This window comes from Flavivirga aquimarina, assembly GCF_030540835.1.
Classification (GTDB): Bacteria; Bacteroidota; Bacteroidia; order Flavobacteriales; family Flavobacteriaceae; genus Flavivirga; species Flavivirga aquimarina.
The window spans coordinates 66368-87218 of sequence record NZ_JAUOEK010000117.1 but is presented as its reverse complement, the minus strand read 5'-3'; the positions used below and the strand labels follow the sequence as shown (position 1 = coordinate 87218).

Sequence of the window (20851 nt, the reverse complement as noted above, 5' to 3'; positions counted from 1 at the left end):
GGAGAAGAAATTTACAGTCACTTTCTATAGAGAAGAGTATGAACGTAATAATGCACGAGTGAACAGCCCCAGAGGCAGCTATATGAAAGGCAAACGTCAAAGTACGGTCGAACCCGTATTTGGAACGCTTACGCAGTTTCTGGGCTTCGAAAAATAAATACATTGGGAATAAAACAGGCAAACAAAGTCATGCATCTATCCGCCATTGCTTATAACCTGAAAAAGTACCTGAAATTCACCCAAAAAAGGGTGAAAAGTGGAGCAGGGATGCTTGCTTTATTATTTTTAGTAAAAAATAGTGTGTACAAGCTCGAAAAGTTGTTTTTAAGGAGCCTTAAAATAGCTAATTATAAAGCGATCTAAAAAAAGAAACTGCCTTAAAAGGCAGTTATAGAAGTCTGTTTTTTATAATTTATTGGCTTGTGCAACGGTTACCGTTGTTAGGCTACGTTATTTCATGTAACAAATTTATGTATTTCTTTCACGTATTTTTTTCTTTGATACCAATCGTTATAAACAAGTTCAAATTCATTTACTTTAAAAGTTCCAAATTCGTAATTAATATTTTCGTCTAAAAATTCTAATAATTTCCTTTTTTGACTTAATTCCTTTCTAAATCGCACAATCGTAGAGTGAGCTGTTTGTATTGAATACCTTTTGTCTAAACTTTGCTCTAAATTAGAGTTTTTAAATTCTTTTCTTAACCTGTCTCTAATTTCATTTAGTTCGTTATTATCCATAAATCCCTGAATCATAATTCCAGAAGTCGAGGCAGTAATTCCTCTAAAAGATATATTTAAATCTTTCTTTTCAATAAGACACTTTTTGGTCAATTCAATATATTTTTCTAAATCAATCGTACTTATATCAAATCCTTCATAACAAGAAATGATTGACATAACAGTAATATGGATATCAGAATTTGGATAAAAATATTGATTCGGTTCAATTTCCTTAATATCTTTAATAAACTTCTGTATTCTATTCTTTATTTCAGTTGGAGGTCTTATTAAAAGTGTTATTCCCAACCTATTGTCTTTGTTAGAATCTATTAAATTATCAATTTCGTAATTTTCGGAAGAGATTTTACTTATTGATTCATTATAAAGTTTTTTATAGTGACTTTCCAGATTCATTAATCAAAAAAATTCAAATTATTACGGATGTTTTTTTTAATGTAGCCTAACGTTTCGTGTAAGGAAAGTACGGGTTTGTAAGCTGTGATTTTCCGAAGGAAAATCAGAAGCAAGCAAATAAGTACAGACCTTTCGATTAAGAAATAAAAATAGTATTTTTTTTAGCACTTTGTTACCACACGTTTTTTAATTAAGTTTTTTATTTTCCAATATATCAAATCCAAAAAAGCCTTTTCTAGTCTCAAAGTCGACAGTATTATAGAAATTCATTTTATCAAAATCTTGTGCAAAGAAGACCAACTCTTTTTCTTTTCCCTTATAGTTTATAGTAAATACAGGTAATTTTTCTCCATAATGGTATTTTGTTCCACCACCTTGAATCCAAGTTCGGTCAATAATTTTAAAAGATTCCGTTTTTACAGTTTTGTCAGCTAAATAGTAGTTAGTAAGCATAAAAACTGAGCAAAAAATAAATCCAAAACCGATTATGTAATGCATAATAGAATAGAGGAAAAGTCCGAATCCACTATAATTATAGGTTGCTTTGTAATTTTTAAAGTCGATAATAAATGCAATAATGGCGATAATCAATATAATTCCGATTGGAATTACTAAATCAATAATAGTATTCCTATAGATTTTTATTTGCCAAACCATTAAAATCGCTCCAAGAAAGAAAATGGTCGGATAGAATATTTTTCGTTGTTTTTTCGTCATTCCTCAAATGTGTGGTAACGGCAGTCTGTCTCAAAACTAATTTTACTTCTCTGAGAATCTCATATTTGAGATTTTTCAAAGATACCTATCCGAATACCAAAACCAAAATAAGAGGTTTTGAGACAGTCTGACGGTCTCGTATAACCGTCAGTTACGGGTTAATATGCGTTATTTTTCGGTTTGGCACTGACGTTTGCAATTCCGAGTGGATTCGGACGTAGTCGAATCCGCCGTAATTGCGGTTATACATCTTTGTTAGCACCAGTTTTTATGCTTCTCCGTTTATCATTATTATTTTAAATTCCAATGTTTTTGAATTTATAACTCCTTGAAAATAACAATCTCCACCATCTCGAACATCATAAAATCTATTAGATTCTCTATCGTCTTTTTCATTAAAGAAGTTATCCTCTCCGCAAAAGAAATTTATGTAAATCAGTTTTGTGTCTGTTTTTTTGTCAAAAATTCCACCAAGTTGCATATTATATTCACATAGTTCTTTAAGTATTCTACTTTTTGGATTCGGTTTAGATTCTTTGTGTTTTAAAAGAGCTTTGTCCGCAATCTGAACGTCGCTTTGGTCAAGGTCAATTCTCACGTATCGTTCCGTTTCAAATTTTCCAGTTTCGATTTCGGCTTTATTCTGCCATTTATAAAATCCGATTTCGTGATTTTTGTCAACAATTTCGTATTTAGCCACACAATGTTCAGAACAAGAAAAGAACATTATTAAAAATCCGAATATTAAATGCTTTACGATGTTCATTTTTCAAATTGGTGCTAACGGACTTGTGTATGGAACGTAGCGTACAAAAAGACACTACATTTTCGGATTAACACAGAGCCGAATTTTTATATTTTGTTTTTAATTTTTCTCTATTTAAAAGCCAAATTAAAAATTTGGCGAACTTTATAAATATACACAAACCTTTCGGTTTAGCATTTATTAGCTATGTTTTATACACCGTGTTACCTACCGTTTTTTTAGTAAAAATCATAATAGTATTTCCATTCTTCAGTTTTTCTATTTTTCGCTAAAAATATGGTTCCACTATCAACTATATTTAAATTAGCTTTTTCATCAGAGGCTATTTGGATAGCAAATTCAAAATCTTCTCCAAAGTAAATTCCAGGTTGGCAAAAACTCGGATATCCTCCAATTTTGTGTCCATATTGATTTTCTGTGATATCATAATAGTCTTCAATGACTCCTGAGTTTTCTAAATCCAATATTTTATCTTCTTGCTCACTAGATAATCCACCACCATCCCAAACAGGATAATCTTCCTCAATAATTTCTGGTTTTAATGGAAAAGCCTTTAAAAAAGATTCAGTATTAGTTAATTCTTTTAATACTAATTTGTCGTCTTTTTTATATTCCCTAATCATCCAATTTTCCCCGTTTTCAGTTAAGTCAACAGGTAATTCACTTGAAATAAAAACAGTTAATGCTTTTGTGTTAGAAAAAATCTCTGGAATAAAAGGCAAGTTCTCAAAACAAAGTTGAAATAACGGAATCATTAATTCTCCGTTGTTATCTTTAGGTATTTCTTCATTCTCCTTAAATAAGTAAACTTTACCAATCCAACTTTCAGATTCTGAATTTGTTGGTCTAAATCCACCTGTTTTTAATTCAATTCCTCGTTTAACAATTTCTTTTTTGATTTCCTGTATTTCATTCATTGAATTCTGTTTCTTCTAATGGTAGGTAACGGTCTTGTATATGAAAAGTAGCGGATTTTACGCACTAATTTTTCGGATTATAACTGACCTTTAATTTATTCATTTTCTTTCGATTAAGCGTTGGCTTTTATAAATATTTATTTAAAATCGCCTGTTTCCTTTCTGCTATAGTTGAAATAACTTTTTTCGCTTTCTCTATTATTTTTTCTTGCTGTTCTAATTTCTTTATTATTGCTTTTTGATCTGAAATTGGTAGAACTGGAATTTTATAACTTTCATAAAACGAACTTGGAACTCTTCTGTGACCGCTTGATCCAGTCATATTTTGTTCTGCTTCTTTCCTCATAGTTTCTCGATTTAAAAACGCAAAAGCATATTCTTTTAATATTTTACTTTCATCAAATCTAAAAACGTGAAATTCAGAGCTTCCCATACCTAAATCATTTGTTAAACCTGTAGTAATAGCGCATTTTCCATTTTCCATACAAGGCGTGATTTTCGCAATAATGATATCATTTTCTTTGAAATATTTGTAACTGCCTTTTCTTAATTCTCCTAACTTTTTATCAACTTTATTGGATATAAATCCTTCATCACTAACTGATGCCATTTCAACAAATGATACAATTGTGTCATCATTTATGGTTTTTATTTCGGTTTTGGATGGATTGACTTTTGCTATTTCGCTTATCTTTTTTAGGTTATCTTTTGGGCTTTTTTCTATAATACCTTCAATTGATTCATTTGCTTTTTCAATTTGTTTTACTGCCTTTTCTTTTTCCTTGTCTATTGCTTGGGTTTCATTAACTATTTTTTGTTGAATGTCTTTTGGTGGTAGAGGTATTTTTATGTTTTTAATTTTTTCTTGTGATAGATTAGCTCTAGCAACACCAGTTCGCATTCCTAAAAACATTTCTATTTGGGTATTCAGAAATTCATAAGTATAAATATGATTAATAGTATTGTTAGGTAAAAGTGCACAAATAGCTTGGTTAGTAGAAGCTTCAAAAGTTAAATAACCGACTTGTCCAGCTGTAGCGCCATACATTGCGATTAGTACTGTGTTTTTTGGAAATAATTTAGCTGACGAATTATCTAACCCTTTTTTGGTAATAAAATTACTTGTGCTATTTATTGGGCCAACTTTGACTTCACCACTATTAATCCAAGGAATGGTACCGTTATCATAATATTCTTTCTTTGATGATAGTGGCGTACCACCTGATGATGTTTTATAAACACTTCCAATTTTTACTAATGGGAACTTTGTTTTATAATCTTGAATTATTTTTTTTGGTGTAAGTGAAAACTGCCGAGAAAAATCAACCCTTTTAAAATCTAATATGTTTGTTAATGAACTTAAGTTTATAAAGTCTTTTAAATTATCATCAATAACTAAAGGTTCATTATTAAATGACTGTTGGATTAAGTTATTAATTTTAGATTTATTATTTCTTGATTTTTCATCATATAATGGTGTTAAGTGAGTGCCATCAGTATCTAAATATAATTTAATTCCCTCATCTCCTTTTCTGCCACTCCATTCATAACCTAAAAAGATTTTGTTTGCTTTGCTGTCACTTGGTGCTTTTATAATCACTACCTCTGTTGCATTTTGACTTGCAAGTACAAAATAGTATAGCTTTTCTTTTTCAATTTTTGTTAGATATTTTAGGAACATTTCATCTAGTTCCTTTTGTCTATCCTCTTTAGACAATTTTTTAAAACTTGCTTGTTTCTTTTTGTTTTTGGTCGATGTTAATTTGTTGAAATCATCTTTGTATTCAACAAACATATCTACACTAAGTAGATTCTTATTTGGCTTTCCTTGAAGTAAAGTTTTGTAGTCTTCAAAATCGATATCAATATGTCCGCAATAGTTTTCTATGAAATGTTGGTCATCAAAAACTTTTTGTTTTTTTGAATCGTCCCCAAACCAAGCATTTACTCTGTTTTGATAATGAATAGCTTGTTCAGGTTCATTTCCTTTTCTTCTTAAAAATAAAGTAACTGTATTAGTTCCAGTTTTCCCAAAAGTACCCGCTCCAAATTCGGCTATTGCAATGACATCAAAATATTTTAAAAGTATTCCACGTGTTTCTACATACGTGCTATCTGTGTTCGATAAAATTGAAGATGGAACAATGATTGCACCAACACCATTAGGGCCTAACATTTGTTTTGCTCTTTCAATAAAAAAGCATTCTATTGAATTATTTGTTGGAATTTGTTTGCTCGAAAGTGTATCTAAAAGCGCATAATTTTTTTTACTTTCTTGGTCTATAGTACCAAGAAAACCTTTTACGCTATAAGGTGGATTTGCTACTAATATTTTATAGTCGTTGGCTTTAAACTTGTCTAATTTTGCTAAAGCATCTGCATAAGTAATATCAATATTATCCTGACCATACATAAAAGCAGAAACTTTGGCAACTTTAGATAATCGATATTCTTTTTCTATCCCGTGAATTGCTTTGTGATATTCTTCTAAACTAACCTCTTTGTTCTCTTCAATAAAAGGTCTCATTTGTGAAGCCAACTCATTTAAAAAATGCCCTGAACCACAAGCATAGTCAATTGCTTTAGGTATTTGTTGACTTTCATTTATTATTTGCTCTAAAGGAAGTGATTGAATAATAAATCTTGTTATTGGCATTGGCGTAAAAAACTGTCCTTCGGATTGTTTTACACCACCATCCAAAAAGTTTTCAAACATATCTCCCAAAAATTGATTTTTAGAAGAACTTGTAATTTTCGTGTCTTGAAAAAGACGTACAATATCAATTAAAACTTCTGCATTTTCATAAAACAATCGTTCATTGTGAACGTCAATAAATGCGAAGTCGTTATTGGTAAAGAATTTTAATTGTCTGAAATAGCTTTTAATTGTTTCTCGTGTAGCATCTGGGTCATTTTTAAATGCCCAAAATGCTTTGTCTATTTGTTGATTGTCTATATAGGTAACATCTTCTTTAAGGAAGATATTCATTCCAGTTTGATACAATTTTTGTAAACGGTCTTGAAGTTCAAAAGGTGTATCGTATGCAATTCCTTTCCAGTAAAATTGCAAGTCGTTTGGATTGTTTTTTTCATCAACAATTTTACATAAAAACAGATTAACTAATTTATCGAAAGCATTTTCTCGACCAGAAACATTGTACTTTCTTAAAATTGTTGCAAAAGTGTGATGTTTACTTTGTTTTGTTGTGCTATCGATTAAACTTAAGTCGTCAATTGTATATTTTTTCTTTCCAATATTATAGGCTTGGATATCTTTTTCAAAAAGTCCTTTTGTCGTATAATCTTTTTGATATGTATTTTTCCAAACTTTATGTAAGTCTTCTCGAACTTTAGCATCTTTAAAACTTTCTAGTTTTGGGTTGTCTTCTAAATATTGTTCGTTGTCTTGAAGTGTAATTAATCGATAATTTGGCTGTACTTTTCCATCAACTAAATCAGACGCGTAAAGACAAAGAAAAGAAGCATCTCTTTCTTGTTGTGCATATCCAAATAATTGACTTCCGTTTTCTAATGTTTCGTTCCAGTGTTTTGTAAATTCAGTTCCTGCATTTTTACATTCAATTATCAGTAAAGATTTTCCTTTGTTATCTTTTACTAAAATATCTGCTTTTCCACCACTTGCTCCGTGTCCAACTTTCCATTTAGGTTCTAATTCCAAATGTGCTGGGTTGTAGCCTTGTTCAAGTAGTCTGTTTACGCATTCGAGTACTACAAAATTTTCTTTTGAAGAAAAATTACAAGTTGTTTTATCGTTTATTTTAAATCCTTTGTTTTCAGGATAGGAAATAGCTTTTTTCTTAAAATCAACTTTAAGTAAACAATCAAAGGATTCAAATTTTTTAGTGAATAAATCTCCTTTAGATGAAAAACCAAGGTTTTCTAAAACTTCTTTTAAATTCTTTGTTGTTATCATTTATTTAAGTCAGTCCTTTCAATTAATAATTCTTTGACTTCTACATTCAAGATTTCCGCTATTTTGTATAAGTCTTCTAAACTTGGTTGTCTTTTATTTTGAGCGTATGAGTGAACCATATTGTAACTCTTTCCCAATTTTTCAGCTAACCAGATTTGTTTTATTCCTTTCTGTTCTAAAACCCTTTTTATTCGGTTCATTTTGAATTTTTTTAATTCAGTCAACTAATGTAACCAAGATTTTTCAGATACTCACTAAATGAGTATAAAAATTATCATTCAATATTAATCAGTGTAGGGGAAAGGCAAGCTCTTTTTATTTTTGAGGCACGAAAAAATAAAATGTGCTTGACTGTACGGTTGGCTTTTCAGAGCTTGTGTACAACTCCTTATATGTGGAATAAAAGTACTCATTATTCATTAATTATTTCGGGATAATAGGAATTTTTGTTCCTCTTTTTGGGTTTTTTTTAATTGGTTGATAGCATGGTCTAAAGGACTTTTTATGTTTACTAAGTCTTTTTGTGTTACATGAGTGTAAATAAATCGGGATATAGTAAGTTTTTCATCATTGTTATCTCGTAAATATAAGTGGTTTTTCTTACATAAAACAAATTATTTTCAAACGTTTTTTAATTAGATATTTTATTTTTCAGATTCAATAAGGTGTAGCTATAGTGAATATACTTTGTGATTTCTGCATGACATCACGTTTCAAGTTATCAACTAAAAAACTTAAAAACCATTGTAATTGTAAGAGAAGGATTATAGTCTTGTTATAAGTTTATACTCTCAACATAATGTTTACTATATTTATACAAAACATATGCTATGATATCTAAATTTCTTTTATATGAGCCAACGCTTGATGAATGGTTGGTTCTCATTGGCGGTGTATTTGTTATTTTTCTAGTCGCATTTTTAGTTACAAAATTCACTAAATACGGGGGAGGAAGTAATTATGGTATGACAGGTGAGTTTGATGACGATTATCATGATTATGATGACGATATTTGATTAATAATTAAGCATTAACAGATTGCCTCTTCGTAAAAACTTCTCGCTATGACGTTCCGTTCGGTTAATCATCCAACAAATCCGGTCGTCGTTCTTTAGTACGTTTATAAGCTTGTTCTTCACGCCATTTTTCAATCTTGGGGAAGTTTCCTCCAAATAACAGTTCAGGAACTTTCCAACCTTTATAATCACGAGGTTTGGTATAAATAGGTGGTGCCAATAAATTATCCTGGAACGAATCGGTTAAGGCAGAGGTTTCGTTACCTAAAACCCCGGGAATTAATCGTATAACTGCGTCGCATAGTACTGCGGCTCCTAATTCACCTCCAGATAATACGTAATCACCAATAGAAATTTCACGGGTTATAATATGATCTCGTACACGTTGGTCTACACCTTTATAATGTCCGCATAAAATAATAATATTCTTTTTTAAAGATAGTTGGTTAGCAATGCCTTGTTTTAAGGTTTCGCCGTCGGGTGTCATATAAATAATTTCATCGTAATCTCTTGCTTCTTTTAAAGCCGAAATGCATTTATCTATAGGCTCTACCATCATAACCATACCAGCACCACCACCAAATTGGGTATCGTCAATAGATTTATAATTATCGGTTGTATAGTCGCGTAAATTATGAAAGTGAATTTCTACCAAACCAGCTTCAATAGCGCGTTTTAAAATAGAGGCCTCAAAAGGACTTTTAAGTAATTCAGGTAAAACAGTGATGATATCTATACGCATTGTGTTGTTTTAAGCACTGCAAAGATAACTTAATTGTTCTTTATTTTGAACCGTATTTTGGAAGGTGGTTTAAGAATTTGTTTAAACCATATAATGGATTTTTTAATTGTTTGATCTGTTCTTTGTTACGTTTTTTATTCTTTTTTCAGATTGAAAAAGCATGTGGTTACATTACTTAATGCCAGTTGTGTACATACCTTCCATTTCGAATACTTTGCCATCAAAATCTAATTCGGGCTCTTTAATCATTTGAGAAGTTATTTGTTTAAAACCAGATAGGTTCAGTAAATTTTCAACGTCTGTTACGTTGTACTTTGTAAATCCGTACTTTGTAAGTTCCAGTTGTTCCATGAAATCTTTGGTACGATAAGCTATTAATAATTTTCCTCCTGGTTTTAAAACTCTTAGAAGTTCTTTAGCGTTGTCTTGTGGTTGTGGCCAAAAATAAAGTGTATTGGTGGTTGTAATACAATCAAAAGCACCATCATTAAAAGGCAACTTTTCAATAGAAGCCTGTTTAAAACTTACTTTTCCAGATGTAATGAATTCTTTATTTTTTATAGTTGCTTCATTAATCATTATATGAGAGAAGTCAATGCCAGAATAGTTTAAATTGTCTGCCATTTTCAATAAATCTTTAACAAAAAAACCATTGCCCATACCAATTTCCAGAATGTAATCTTTGTTTTTAGGATTGAGTACTTTATATGAATTTAAGCAAATATGCTTGTTGCCCTTATTCATTTGTAGCCCTACTTCTTTTCCTATTTCTCCTTCTGGCTGTCTGAGGTGTTTTGCGAGTTCTTTTGGAGTAAGTTTATTGTCTTCATTAAATTTTTCTGCCATTCTGTTACTTATTGTTGAAAAAAAAATCTGTAATGTCACATTACAGATTTATAAATTTATATGTGGGAGTTATTTAAGCCCCTTTTTGTTTGTTTATTTCGTCTTGCAGTTGACGTCTTACCTTTTGTTCGCGCTCTAAGGCTATTTTTCGGTGTTCATCAAATTCTTCTTCAATTTCTGCAAGAGCACGTTTAGCACCTTTGGTTACGGCATTGCTGTTTTTAAACTTATATATAAATAAAATAAGCAGAGCTAATAAACCAGCAATAATGGCCCACATAAGCGCATTGTAACCTGTTTTGCTCATTTGCATACCAAACAGCGCCATATTATTTTTTTCTGTATTGGTTTTATCTAAATCGCCTTGTGTTTTATTAAGATTTAATTTTAAATCTGAAATTTCCTTATCTTGTTTTTTAACAACTAATTGGGTGTCAGTAAGGTCTTTGTGTACTGCTTTTAAGGAATCGAGAGTATGCGCTTTTAATTGTGTTAGCCAATGGTATTCTACATTTTTGTAAACTTTACCATTCCCTTTATAGGTGTACGATTTTTGAATTACGAATTCAAATTGATTGTCTATAGTACCACTGTTTAGAGAGAGTTTGTCTTTTGCTGTTTTAGTTTGAGAAAAACTAGATAATGCGCATAAAAAAAGTAAAATTAAGAGGGAGGTTTGCTTAATGGAATTCATTTACGATTTGTTTAATGGTTTTGCGAAGTTATAAAATATTGTTTATATACGATTAGAAATAAGTGAAAAGCCTCATAAAGTGAGGCTTTTTTATATACGATTGAAATTTTAATTTAGATGTTTAAAACCATTAATAATAGGTATATCGTCTTACTTTTGCTATATATTTTGCCAATCTTATTACTTGATGGCTATAGCCATACTCATTATCGTACCAAATGTATAAAACAATATTTTTACCATCTTTACGTACTATAGTCGCTTTACTATCATAAATAGAAGGAGCGGAACTTCCTACTATATCGCTAGATACTAATTCATCGCTTAGTTCAAATTTAATTTGTTCGACTAAATCACCTTCTAAGGCATATTTTTTTAAAATAGTATTTACACTGTTTAAAGATGTTTTAGTTTTTAATTCTAAATTTAGAATTGCCAAAGAACCATTGGGAACAGGAACTCGAATGGCACTAGAGGTAAGTTTTTCTTTTAAACTTGGTAGTGCTTTGGCAACAGCACTACCGGCTCCGGTTTCTGTAATAACCATATTTAAACCTGCGGCACGACCACGACGGTATTTGCTATGGAAATTATCTACTAAATTCTGATCGTTTGTATATGCATGAATGGTTTCTAAATGCCCGGATTTAACACCAAAGGAATCTTCAATAGCTTTTAGTACAGGTGTGATGGCGTTAGTGGTACAAGATGCAGCCGAAAAAATATCTACTTTATCAGGATCGTTTTCTGTATGGTTTACACCATAAACAATATTAGGGACTTCTTTTCCGGGAGCTGTTAATAATACCTTATCAATACCTTTAGATATTAAATGTTTACTTAACGCTTTTTTATCTCTAAAGGCCCCGGTGTTATCAATTACTAAAGCATTTTGTATTTTGTATTTTGTATAATCAATATCTTCCGGTGTATTCGCAGAGATAACATTTACAGTCGTTCCGTTTATAATTAAGGCACTGTTTTTTACATCTGTAGAAACCGTTCCGGAAAAGTCACCATGAACCGAATCGTTACGCAATAAGGAAGCACGTTTTTCAAGTGTTTTTTCATCTATAGCACCTCGTGTTACTATAGCTCTTAAACGCAATTGGCTTCCTTTACCTGTCCGTGTCATAAGTTCACGAGCTACCAAGCGCCCAATTCTACCAAAACCATACAAAACAACATCCTTAGGTAGAATATCTCCATTTTTACTGGCATCTTTTAGTTTTCTGGCAACAAAAGCAGTAGGGTTATTATGTTTGTTATCTTCTAAATGAAACTCATAAGTAAGTTTTCCAATATCCAATTTAGCAGGAGGGATGTCTAGAGTTTTAATGGCTTGAGCAATTTCTACAGAATCAAAAATAGAAATAGGTTTCTGCACAAATTTACCTGCATACTCATGAAGATTTAAAATTTGACTCACATTTCTATCGATAAGTTGATTTCTAAAAATGACTAGTTCGATAGATTTGTCGTACCAAAGGTCACTTATAATTTTAATAAATTCAACGGTAGCTCTTCGACGATCTGCTTGAAAGGCTAACTCATTTTCATAAGTTTTGTTAAAAGACATGTTTAAGTAGTTTATTATTAGTTTTTGGCAAAAATATCATATTTCAAACGTTTTCGTAGCGTATTTTGATAAAAAAATAAAACCCATCAAAAAATATTTTTTGATGGGTTTATACTTAAAAGTAATATTTTATTTACCTAAAGTTATAACGTTCTTTCTCACCATTAGAATTTATTAGTTCTATTCTTAACGATCTCGAAGATTTATCCTGTAATGCATTCTGTACATCATCAACAGAGCTTACTTTTACATCATTAATAGACGTAATTATGGAACCTTCTTCAACGCCATTATTTTTCCAATAATCTGCATAATCTTCACCAAGCTCAATTATTTTTACGCCATGAGACGCTTTAAATTTTCTTAAATCTTCTTTAGAAGCATTTTTTAAACGTCCTACCAAAGGCATGTTAAACGTTTCATTCTTACTTAAAGTAACATTAACAGTTTTTAATTCACCATTTCTGGAAACTGTTAAGGCTACGACATCATTAACTCGTTTTGATCTGATATGACCAGATAAATCTTCAAATTTAGAGACTTTAACATTATCAATTTCTTTTATAATGTCGTCTTTTTTAATTCCTGATTTTTCTGCTCCAGAGTCTTCAATGGTGCTTTCAACATAAACACCTTGTGTATCGTCAATACCCAATTTTTCTGCAAATGCACTATTTAAAGTGCGACCGTTTATACCTAGAATACCATTTTGCACATTTCCGTACTCCATAATGTCTTCAATAACTCTACGTGCAATATTACTTGGTACTGCAAAGGAGTAACCTATATAAGAACCGGTTTGAGACGATATAGCGGTATTAATACCTATAAGTTCTCCATTGGTGTTTACAAGAGCACCACCTGAATTACCTGGGTTTACAGCTGCGTCGGTTTGAATAAATGATTGAGAACTACGACCGGATAAATCTCTGGCCTTAGCACTAATAATTCCAGCAGTAACTGTCGAGGTTAAATTAAATGGGTTACCAACAGCAAGAACCCATTCCCCAATTTTAGCGTTATCAGAATCACCAAAAGTAACATAAGGTAGTTCTTCATCTGCATCAATTTTTAAAAGGGCTATATCTGTATTTGGATCGGTACCAATTAACTTGGCTTCATAAGTTTTATTATTGTTTAGTGTAACAGATAATTCGTGTGAATTATCAATAACATGATTATTGGTAATAATATAACCATTTGCATTAATTATAACACCAGAACCTGTTCCTAGTTGTGGACGTTGGGAACGTCTACCAAAAAATAAATCCTCAAAAGTCATTTGACCAGAACTAAGAGATACATTTTTTACATGAACCACTGCATTAACAGTATTTTCGGCTGCCACAGTAAAATTTGGCGTTTCATTTGTGCCATATAAATTACCTACATTATTAGTAGGTAAAAAAGCTGGAGTAGCTTCTGTTACGACAACCTTGTTTTCTTTTTCTAAAAATAGTTTATAAGCACCAAGAGTTAAAACACCACCTAATGCCGAAACCAGTACGAGTGACAAAATCTTCTTCATAAATTTTCTGTTTAAATTCTTTATTTGTTTAAATTCAAATTATTAACGATTAAAATTAAATATTTATTGAATGTCTCATATTTTTTTAACGATTTTTAACGCCTATTTTAACGACCATTTAACAATCAAAAATCCAGTTTAATTTACTCTTTTTAAGAAATTCTTTATTTATATCTTTGTGCATTATTATGCAACAGACTTTTTATAAATATCAAGGTACAGGAAATGATTTTGTGATGATTGATAATCGTCAACAAACTTTCGACAAAAATAATACCAAACTTGTAGCTGACTTATGTGACAGACGTTTTGGCATAGGTGCTGACGGACTTATTCTATTGGAAAATCATGACGCTTTAGATTTTAAAATGGTTTATTACAATGCTGATGGAAACGAAAGTTCTATGTGCGGTAATGGAGGGCGTTGTTTAGTCGCATTTGCTAAACAATTAGGTGTTATACAAAATAAGGCTGTTTTTGAAGCTATTGATGGGTTGCACCATGCTACCATTGATGGTGATATTGTAAAACTTCAAATGCTGGATGTAGATACTATTGAAAAATATAACAATCATGTTTTTTTAGATACAGGATCGCCTCACCATGTACAATTTGAAGCTAATATAGAGACATTTGATATAAAAACCGAAGGCGCTAAAATACGATATGGTTCACCATATAATGAAGCTGGAAGTAATGTGAATTTTGTTAAAAAAATAAGCGATCAAATTTTTGCAGTTAGAACTTACGAGCGTGGTGTAGAAGACGAAACCTTATCTTGTGGAACCGGAGTTACTGCTGTTGCCTTAGCCATGCATGCTATTCATGAAACAGCAGAGCATCTTATAACGCTTCAGGTACAGGGTGGCGAATTACAAGTGTCTTTTGAAGTTGAAAACGGAATATACAAAAACGTATGGCTTATAGGAGCTGCTAAACTTGTTTTTAAAGGCTCTATATGATTACTTTAAAAGGAGAAAATATATATTTACGAGCTTTAGAACCAGAAGATTTAGAGTTTATTCATGCTATTGAAAATGACGAAGCTATATGGGAAATTAGTAATACTATAACGCCATATTCGAAATATTTAATAAAGCGGTATTTAGAACAAGCACATAAAGATATTTTTGAAGTTAAGCAATTACGACTTGTCATTTCGAGTTATAAAGACGAGCCTTTGGGCATGATCGATTTATTCGATTTCGATTTTAAAAATGGAAGAGCTGGTGTTGGTATTTTAGTTAAAGAAACAAATGATAGGGGGAAAGGGTATGGCTACGAAGCTCTTAAACTATTAACCGATTATAGTTTTACACATTTGGGCTTGCATCAGTTGTATTGTAATATTGCTGAAGGAAACGAAGCTAGTATCAAGCTTTTTACAAACCAAGGGTTTAAAAAAATTGGACTTAAAAAAGATTGGATTCACAGTAGTGGTTCCTACAAAAATGAATATTTATTTCAGCTTATAAATAATTAAATGTATATAAAAAAGATACTTCTTGCTATAGTTGTCATAGGATTAGTGGTTGCTGCGTTTTTTGCAAATTTTGTATATAAAGCTATGCTAAAACCAAATACGGCATTTAACAATGATACAGCTTATGTTTTTATCTCATCTGAATCAACTTATGAAGATGTTAGAAATCAATTAACCCCGTTGTTAGATGACATTGATTCTTTTGATGATTTAGCCGAACAAAAGAAATATACGACTTATATTAAAGCTGGGAAGTATGCTATTAAAAAGGACATGAGTAATAATGATATTATTAATTCTATTCGTAGCAAGAATATACCGGTTAAAGTCTCTTTTAATAATCAAGAAACTCTAGAAAAATTGGCTGGGCGTATAGCAACACAAATTGAAGCAGATAGTGTGTCTTTGCTAAAGGCTATGAAAGATACTTCTTTTTTAACAGAGAATAATTTTAATGAGGCCACCGCATTAGGGATGTATTTACCTAATAGTTATGAGTTTTTCTGGAATACCTCTGCAGAAATGTTTAGAAGTCGCATGCTTAAAGAGTATAATCGTTTTTGGACAGATGCCCGAAAAAACAAAGCCAAAGCTATTAATTTATCTCAAGATGAAGTCATAACATTAGCTTCTATAGTATATGAAGAATCTAAGCAAGCAACAGAACAACCTAGAATAGCTGGTGTTTATATAAATAGATTAAAAATAGGAATGTTATTACAGGCAGATCCAACGGTTAAATTTGCAGCTTATAAATTACCTAAATATAAAAACACTATTATTAAACGTGTTTTGGATATTCATAAAAAAGAAGTTGAATCATCTCCTTATAGTAGATATAGTACATATATAAATGCAGGATTACCACCTGGTTTAATTGCTATGCCTGATATTTCGGCTATTGAAGCTGTTTTAAATTATGAAAAGCATAAATATTTATATTTTGCTGCCGATGCTAAACGGTTTGGTTACCATAAATTTGCTAAAACTTTAACACAGCATAATGTAAATGCCAGAGCTTATCGTCGTTATTTATCATCTCAAGGTATTTATAAATAGTGAGGCGCTCTGAAATAAAATATATTCTTTTATTTACGCTATTAACATCTCTTTCTTATTCACAGTCTAGGCTAAATGACTTTTTAACACCTAGTGACACACTTAATAAAGCAAGACGAAATGCAGTTATTATTTCGGAAGCCTCGTTAGCAGGTCTCACTTTAATAGGATTAAATCAGCTTTGGTATGCAGACTTCGATCGGTCAAAGTTTCATACAGTTAATGATAATAATGAATGGCTTCAAATGGATAAAATGGGGCATGTATTCACATCGTATCAAATAGGAAAACATGGGGCGCAACTCTTAAATTGGAGTGGGGTAAGAAAAGAAGATCAATTAATATATGGAGCAACTTTAGGTTTTGGATTTTTAACGGCTGTAGAAGTATTAGATGGTTACTCAAAAGAATGGGGTTTTTCATGGGGAGATATTGCGGCCAATGCAGCTGGTACAGGTTTATATATAGGGCAAGAATTGTTATGGAAAGAACAGAGAATTGCCTTAAAGTACTCTTTTCATCAAACTAAGTATGCCAATATAAGCCCAGATAAGTTGGGAGAAACCTTTTTAGAGCAAATATTGAAAGATTATAATGGACAAACTTACTGGTTAAGTGCTAACCTACATTCCTTTTTTAAAGAAAGTAATATTCCAAAATGGTTAAATATAGCTGTAGGTTATGGTGCAGATGGTATGCTTTCTGGTTCTAAAGTTGTTGACAATCAGGTGTTAACAACTAATTCTAGAATACGTCAATACTATTTGAGTTTTGATGTAAATTTGAATGCGATTAGGACGAATTCAAAGTTTTTGAGATCAGTTTTAGACGTTTTTAATATGGTAAAAATACCATTCCCTACATTAGAAATCAATAAAAATAAGTGTGTATTTCATCTATTCTACAACTAAAAAATGCACATAATCGATAAATTTTGAGAATATTCAAAAAAAGCCTAATTTTGCACGCTGAAATTTGAAGGGGTATTTTACATTAAAATACGCTGAAAAAATTTAAAATTATGGTAAAGAATATTGCAAGTATTATGACCCTCACGCTTACAATATGTTTTATATTAAGTATCTCGTTTTCATCTAATGAGACGGTTGATTTAAGTAAGTACTCTACAAAAGGGCTAGACTTAAATTATACAGTGCGTGATAATGCAGATGAAGAGTTTGATTTGTTAGCGTCTAATGAACCATTTACTCCTTATTTAGGAAAGTCGTTTGTTGGATTTAAAGAAGCATTGGCTTTTAAAGAGTCCGGTGGTGACTACTTTTCTGTAAACACATTTGGTTATTTAGGAAAGTATCAATTCGGAAAGGAAACTTTAAGAATGATCGGAATTAAGAATTCTGCTAAATTTTTAAAGAATCCAAAACTTCAAGAGCGTGCTTTTATTGCAAATGCCGAACGTAATAAATGGATTTTAAGACGTGAGATCAAGAATTTTGTTGGAAAACGAATCAATGGTGTCATAGTAACAGAATCTGGTATTCTAGCTTCAGCACATTTAGCAGGTCCCGGTAACGTGAAAAAATATTTAAGAAGTTACGGTTTAGATAATTTCGCAGATGGATATGGTACTACCGTATATCATTATATGAAGCGTTTTTCTGGATATGATACATCTTTCGTTAAACCAAATAAAGCAGCCAAAGCTATTTAGCGAAAGGCTCACAGGTAGCTTAGGTTTTGTGTATAATAAATATTGTAGGTCTTTTGTGAAGATCTACAATATTTTTTTTCCATGCACCTGCGGTTTGTGTTTTTATAAATTCTGAGTTTAGTGTAATGTCACATGCCACAGATACCTCAGTGTTTTTATCAAGAGTATGGCATAAATCTTCCAACATTTTATTATTTCTATACGGTGTTTCAATAAATAATTGAGACTGATTGTGTTCAAAAGATAGGCGTTCTAACCGTTTGATCTCTTTTTTCCGCTCTCCTTTATCTATGGGTAAATAACCATTAAAAGCAAAACTTTGTCCGTTCATACCAGAACTCATCATTGCCATTAAAATAGATGAAGGCCCTACTAAAGGCACCACTTTAATGTTTTTTTGATGTGCTAATTTCACAATATCAGCTCCAGGGTCTGCAATACCGGGGCATCCGGCTTCAGATAAAAGGCCTATATTGGTTCCTTTTAGACAAGGAACTAAAAAATTTGGTAATTCGCTCGCTTCAGTAAATTTGTTTAAATGAAACATGTTTAAAGACGGTTGCGATTTGTTTGGAGTGATTCTTTTTATAAAACGCCTAGCAGTTTTTTCGTTTTCTACTATATAAGTATATGTTTGTTCAATTATTTGTTTAACAGTTATTGGTAAGACTTCCAGCGGGTCATTTTCGCCTAAAGTTGTAGGGATTAAATATAACTTACCAACTGTATTCATAAAGCTTTTTCGTTTAAGTCAGCGTTTTAGCAATCATATCGCAAGCTTCATCCAACATTTTATAAATGTTTTCAAAACCTTCATCTCCACCATAATAGGGGTCTGGAACATCGTAATTTTGATTTGGATAAATTTCGTTTAAAATGAATTTTACTTTTGCGTTGTCTTCATCATTTCTCGCTAACGAAATAACATTTCTATAGTTAGATTCGTCCATCACATAAATTAAATCGAAGGCATCAAAATCAGACGTTTTAAATTGCCTCCCTTTTAAATTAGAAATATCTAATCCATATTTTCTGGCCACTTCTATAGAACGTTTATCGGGAGAACTACCTATATGATAACTGGCAGTACCTGCAGAATCTACTTTGAATAAATCGCTGGAAAGTTTAGATTTCAAAATACCTTCGGCAAGAGGGGAACGACAAATGTTTCCCAAACATACCATCAGAATTTTAGTCATTTTATGTGAATTTTAAACAGAAAGCTTTTTGGTGATATCTTCAACATATTTTCTAAACTGTTTATCTGTTGAAGATAAATTATCAACCGTTTTACAAGCATGTAAAACAGTAGCATGATCGCGTTTTCCTATTTGTGAACCAATACTCGCTAATGATGCTTTAGTGAATTTTTTTGCAAAAAACATGGCTAATTGGCGTGCTTGCACAATATGGCGCTTTCTTGTTTTAGATTGTAACGTATCAATATCCATTTGGAAATAGTCTGACACTATTTTTTGTATGTAATCTATTGAAACTTCGCGCTTCGTATTTTTAACAAATTTTTCAACGATGACTCTAGCCAGGTCAATAGTAATTTCTTTTTTGTTGAATGAAGATTGCGCTATTAATGAAATAATAGCACCTTCTAATTCTCTAACATTAGTTTTAATGTTTTTAGCTACATATTCAACAATATCCTCTGGCATTTCAACACCATCACGATATAATTTATTCTTAAGTATAGAAACTCTAGTTTCAAAATCTGGTGTTTGTAATTCGGCAGAAAGACCCCACTTAAAACGTGATAGTAAGCGTTGCTCAATATCTTGCATATCAACCGGAGCTTTGTCACTAGTTAAAATAACCTGCTTGCCATTTTGATGTAAATGGTTGAAAATATGGAAGAAAACATCCTGAGTTCCAGTTTTTCCTGAAAAGAACTGAACATCGTCAATAATTAATACATCAATGATTTGATAAAAATGAATAAAATCATTCCTGTTATTTTTCTTAACTGCGTCTATATATTGTTGTGTAAATTTTTCTGCAGATATATATAACACGGTTTTTTCTGGATACTTATCTTTTATATCAACACCAATAGCATGTGCTAAATGTGTTTTACCAAGACCAACACCTCCAAAAATTAAAAGCGGATTAAAAGATGTGCCTCCTGGTTTAGCAGAAACTGCTAATCCGGCACTACGTGCTAAACGGTTGGAATCACCTTCCAAAAAGTTTTCAAAACTGTAATTCGGGTTTAGTTGAGATTCAATCTTAACATTTCTAATACCTGGAATAACAAAAGGGTTTCTTAATTCTGGACTTTTATTATTTAAAGGAATATCGACATCTTGAGATTTTACAGAACTCCTATTCGAACTTGGAATTTTTTCGGTAAAAGGTTGTTTATTGCCATACGTGTTTTCCATTTTTATAATGTAAACAAGTTTAGCAGTTTCGCCCAATTCTTTTGTTAGAGAGACTTTTAAGATTTTTACATAATGCTCTTCAAGCCATTCGTAAAAGAATTTACTGGGAACTTGAACACTTAATGCATTATCAGTAAGTTTAACTGCTATAATAGGTTCGAACCAAGTTTTATATGCTTGCGGTTGAATGTTATCTTTTATAAATTCAAGACAATTATCCCATACCGATTGCGCAGTTACACTCATTTAGTTTTTTTTAGTTTTAATGGTTAGTTTTAATAATAAGAGAAGTGAAATCCCCTTATTCACAATTTACTTGCGCAAATATGTGAACAAAATTCTTAAAAAAAAAATGATTTACTATTGAAT

The 20851-nt window shown here is 31.4% G+C and carries 20 protein-coding genes and 1 pseudogene; 7 read left to right on the top strand and 14 right to left on the bottom strand.

Annotation, left to right across the window (positions count from 1 at the left end; translation table 11 throughout):
* A pseudogene (locus Q4Q35_RS22505) lies at positions 1-363 on the top strand (transposase); the annotation flags it as partial.
* A gap of 92 nt (positions 364-455) precedes the next feature.
* On the opposite strand, the gene Q4Q35_RS10450 reads toward Q4Q35_RS22505, so the two are convergent.
* The 6 genes from Q4Q35_RS10450 to Q4Q35_RS10425 all read right to left on the bottom strand — a co-directional run bounded on the left by Q4Q35_RS10450 (position 456) and on the right by Q4Q35_RS10425 (position 7670).
* Positions 456-1136 (bottom strand): 2'-5' RNA ligase family protein, encoded by a 681-nt coding sequence (locus tag Q4Q35_RS10450; protein WP_303277917.1) that lies wholly within the window; start codon positions 1134-1136, stop codon positions 456-458.
* Between the two features lie 186 nt (positions 1137-1322).
* Positions 1323-1853 carry a hypothetical protein gene (locus tag Q4Q35_RS10445; protein WP_303277916.1) on the bottom strand — a complete coding sequence of 177 codons (531 nt, stop codon included), beginning with the start codon at positions 1851-1853 and terminating at the stop codon, positions 1323-1325.
* A 268-nt stretch (positions 1854-2121) separates the two neighbouring features.
* A complete protein-coding gene (locus tag Q4Q35_RS10440) occupies positions 2122-2619 on the bottom strand; it encodes a hypothetical protein (protein WP_303277915.1) in 498 nt (165 codons plus the stop codon).
* A gap of 218 nt (positions 2620-2837) precedes the next feature.
* Entirely contained in the window at positions 2838-3536 is a 699-nt protein-coding gene (locus tag Q4Q35_RS10435; RefSeq protein WP_303277914.1) for a DUF1963 domain-containing protein, read from the bottom strand.
* 127 nt (positions 3537-3663) lie between these two features.
* Complete coding sequence (locus tag Q4Q35_RS10430; protein WP_303277913.1) at positions 3664-7470, bottom strand: restriction endonuclease subunit S; 3807 nt, start codon at positions 7468-7470, stop codon at positions 3664-3666.
* Positions 7467-7670, bottom strand: a complete 204-nt coding sequence (locus tag Q4Q35_RS10425) for a helix-turn-helix domain-containing protein (protein WP_303277912.1) — start codon at positions 7668-7670, stop codon at positions 7467-7469. The genes Q4Q35_RS10430 and Q4Q35_RS10425 overlap by 4 nt, the downstream gene beginning before the upstream one ends.
* 630 nt (positions 7671-8300) lie before the next feature.
* On the opposite strand from Q4Q35_RS10425, the gene Q4Q35_RS10420 reads away from it, so the two are divergent.
* Positions 8301-8486, top strand: coding sequence for a hypothetical protein (locus tag Q4Q35_RS10420; protein ID WP_303277911.1), 186 nt, complete (start codon positions 8301-8303; stop codon positions 8484-8486).
* 64 nt (positions 8487-8550) lie between these two features.
* Here the strand turns inward: Q4Q35_RS10420 and trmD are convergent, their stop codons facing one another.
* The 5 genes from trmD to Q4Q35_RS10395 all read right to left on the bottom strand — a co-directional run bounded on the left by trmD (position 8551) and on the right by Q4Q35_RS10395 (position 13875).
* Positions 8551-9228, bottom strand: a complete 678-nt coding sequence (gene trmD, locus Q4Q35_RS10415) for a tRNA (guanosine(37)-N1)-methyltransferase TrmD (protein WP_303277910.1) — start codon at positions 9226-9228, stop codon at positions 8551-8553.
* 171 nt (positions 9229-9399) lie between these two features.
* Positions 9400-10074, bottom strand: a complete 675-nt coding sequence (locus Q4Q35_RS10410) for a class I SAM-dependent methyltransferase (protein WP_303277909.1) — start codon at positions 10072-10074, stop codon at positions 9400-9402.
* 73 nt (positions 10075-10147) lie between these two features.
* Entirely contained in the window at positions 10148-10768 is a 621-nt protein-coding gene (locus tag Q4Q35_RS10405) for a tRNA (guanine-N1)-methyltransferase (RefSeq protein ID WP_303277908.1), read from the bottom strand.
* A 130-nt stretch (positions 10769-10898) separates the two neighbouring features.
* Positions 10899-12347, bottom strand: coding sequence for a glyceraldehyde-3-phosphate dehydrogenase (locus tag Q4Q35_RS10400; protein WP_303277907.1), 1449 nt, complete (start codon positions 12345-12347; stop codon positions 10899-10901).
* 133 nt (positions 12348-12480) lie between these two features.
* Complete coding sequence (locus Q4Q35_RS10395) at positions 12481-13875, bottom strand: trypsin-like peptidase domain-containing protein (protein WP_303277906.1); 1395 nt, start codon at positions 13873-13875, stop codon at positions 12481-12483.
* 188 nt (positions 13876-14063) lie between these two features.
* On the opposite strand from Q4Q35_RS10395, the gene dapF reads away from it, so the two are divergent.
* The 5 genes from dapF (at position 14064) to Q4Q35_RS10370 (ending at position 18089) form a co-directional block, all read left to right on the top strand.
* Entirely contained in the window at positions 14064-14837 is a 774-nt protein-coding gene (dapF, locus tag Q4Q35_RS10390) for a diaminopimelate epimerase (protein WP_303277905.1), read from the top strand.
* Positions 14834-15358, top strand: coding sequence for a GNAT family N-acetyltransferase (locus Q4Q35_RS10385; protein ID WP_303277904.1), 525 nt, complete (start codon positions 14834-14836; stop codon positions 15356-15358). The genes dapF and Q4Q35_RS10385 overlap by 4 nt, the downstream gene beginning before the upstream one ends.
* Positions 15359-16417, top strand: a complete 1059-nt coding sequence (gene mltG, locus Q4Q35_RS10380) for an endolytic transglycosylase MltG (RefSeq protein WP_303277903.1) — start codon at positions 15359-15361, stop codon at positions 16415-16417.
* The gene (locus tag Q4Q35_RS10375) at positions 16417-17328 is read left to right on the top strand and encodes a DUF2279 domain-containing protein (RefSeq protein ID WP_303277902.1); all 912 of its coding nucleotides are present in this window, start codon (positions 16417-16419) and stop codon (positions 17326-17328) included. Before mltG ends, Q4Q35_RS10375 begins: the two co-directional genes overlap by 1 nt.
* A gap of 110 nt (positions 17329-17438) precedes the next feature.
* The gene (locus Q4Q35_RS10370; RefSeq protein WP_303277901.1) at positions 17439-18089 is read left to right on the top strand and encodes a peptidoglycan-binding protein LysM; all 651 of its coding nucleotides are present in this window, start codon (positions 17439-17441) and stop codon (positions 18087-18089) included.
* Positions 18090-18108: 19 nt separating this feature from the next.
* Here Q4Q35_RS10370 and Q4Q35_RS10365 read toward each other — a convergent pair whose 3' ends face one another.
* The 3 genes from Q4Q35_RS10365 to dnaA are packed head-to-tail and all read right to left on the bottom strand — an operon-like array spanning position 18109 to position 20728.
* Complete coding sequence (locus tag Q4Q35_RS10365) at positions 18109-18822, bottom strand: SAM-dependent methyltransferase (protein WP_303277900.1); 714 nt, start codon at positions 18820-18822, stop codon at positions 18109-18111.
* 13 nt (positions 18823-18835) lie between these two features.
* Positions 18836-19288: a low molecular weight protein-tyrosine-phosphatase gene (locus tag Q4Q35_RS10360; RefSeq protein WP_303277899.1), complete on the bottom strand. Its 453-nt coding sequence runs from the start codon at positions 19286-19288 to the stop codon at positions 18836-18838.
* A gap of 12 nt (positions 19289-19300) precedes the next feature.
* On the bottom strand, positions 19301-20728 hold the full coding sequence (dnaA, locus tag Q4Q35_RS10355; RefSeq protein ID WP_303277898.1) for a chromosomal replication initiator protein DnaA: 1428 nt from the start codon (positions 20726-20728) through the stop codon (positions 19301-19303).
* Positions 20729-20851: the final 123 nt, after the last annotated feature.

Excerpts from the sequence above, each read along its gene's own strand:
- Q4Q35_RS10450 (WP_303277917.1), bottom strand. The coding sequence starts at position 1,136 with ATGAATCTGGAAAGTCACTATAAAAAACTTTATAATGAATCAATAAGT.
- Q4Q35_RS10445 (WP_303277916.1), bottom strand. The coding sequence starts at position 1,853 with ATGACGAAAAAACAACGAAAAATATTCTATCCGACCATTTTCTTTCTT.
- Q4Q35_RS10440 (WP_303277915.1), bottom strand. The coding sequence starts at position 2,619 with ATGAACATCGTAAAGCATTTAATATTCGGATTTTTAATAATGTTCTTT.
- Q4Q35_RS10435 (WP_303277914.1), bottom strand. The coding sequence starts at position 3,536 with ATGAATGAAATACAGGAAATCAAAAAAGAAATTGTTAAACGAGGAATT.
- Q4Q35_RS10430 (WP_303277913.1), bottom strand. The coding sequence starts at position 7,470 with ATGATAACAACAAAGAATTTAAAAGAAGTTTTAGAAAACCTTGGTTTT.
- Q4Q35_RS10425 (WP_303277912.1), bottom strand. The coding sequence starts at position 7,670 with ATGAACCGAATAAAAAGGGTTTTAGAACAGAAAGGAATAAAACAAATC.
- Q4Q35_RS10420 (WP_303277911.1), top strand. The coding sequence starts at position 8,301 with ATGATATCTAAATTTCTTTTATATGAGCCAACGCTTGATGAATGGTTG.
- trmD (WP_303277910.1), bottom strand. The coding sequence starts at position 9,228 with ATGCGTATAGATATCATCACTGTTTTACCTGAATTACTTAAAAGTCCT.
- Q4Q35_RS10410 (WP_303277909.1), bottom strand. The coding sequence starts at position 10,074 with ATGGCAGAAAAATTTAATGAAGACAATAAACTTACTCCAAAAGAACTC.
- Q4Q35_RS10405 (WP_303277908.1), bottom strand. The coding sequence starts at position 10,768 with ATGAATTCCATTAAGCAAACCTCCCTCTTAATTTTACTTTTTTTATGC.
- Q4Q35_RS10400 (WP_303277907.1), bottom strand. The coding sequence starts at position 12,347 with ATGTCTTTTAACAAAACTTATGAAAATGAGTTAGCCTTTCAAGCAGAT.
- Q4Q35_RS10395 (WP_303277906.1), bottom strand. The coding sequence starts at position 13,875 with ATGAAGAAGATTTTGTCACTCGTACTGGTTTCGGCATTAGGTGGTGTT.
- dapF (WP_303277905.1), top strand. The coding sequence starts at position 14,064 with ATGCAACAGACTTTTTATAAATATCAAGGTACAGGAAATGATTTTGTG.
- Q4Q35_RS10385 (WP_303277904.1), top strand. The coding sequence starts at position 14,834 with ATGATTACTTTAAAAGGAGAAAATATATATTTACGAGCTTTAGAACCA.
- mltG (WP_303277903.1), top strand. The coding sequence starts at position 15,359 with ATGTATATAAAAAAGATACTTCTTGCTATAGTTGTCATAGGATTAGTG.
- Q4Q35_RS10370 (WP_303277901.1), top strand. The coding sequence starts at position 17,439 with ATGGTAAAGAATATTGCAAGTATTATGACCCTCACGCTTACAATATGT.
- Q4Q35_RS10365 (WP_303277900.1), bottom strand. The coding sequence starts at position 18,822 with ATGAATACAGTTGGTAAGTTATATTTAATCCCTACAACTTTAGGCGAA.
- Q4Q35_RS10360 (WP_303277899.1), bottom strand. The coding sequence starts at position 19,288 with ATGACTAAAATTCTGATGGTATGTTTGGGAAACATTTGTCGTTCCCCT.
- dnaA (WP_303277898.1), bottom strand. The coding sequence starts at position 20,728 with ATGAGTGTAACTGCGCAATCGGTATGGGATAATTGTCTTGAATTTATA.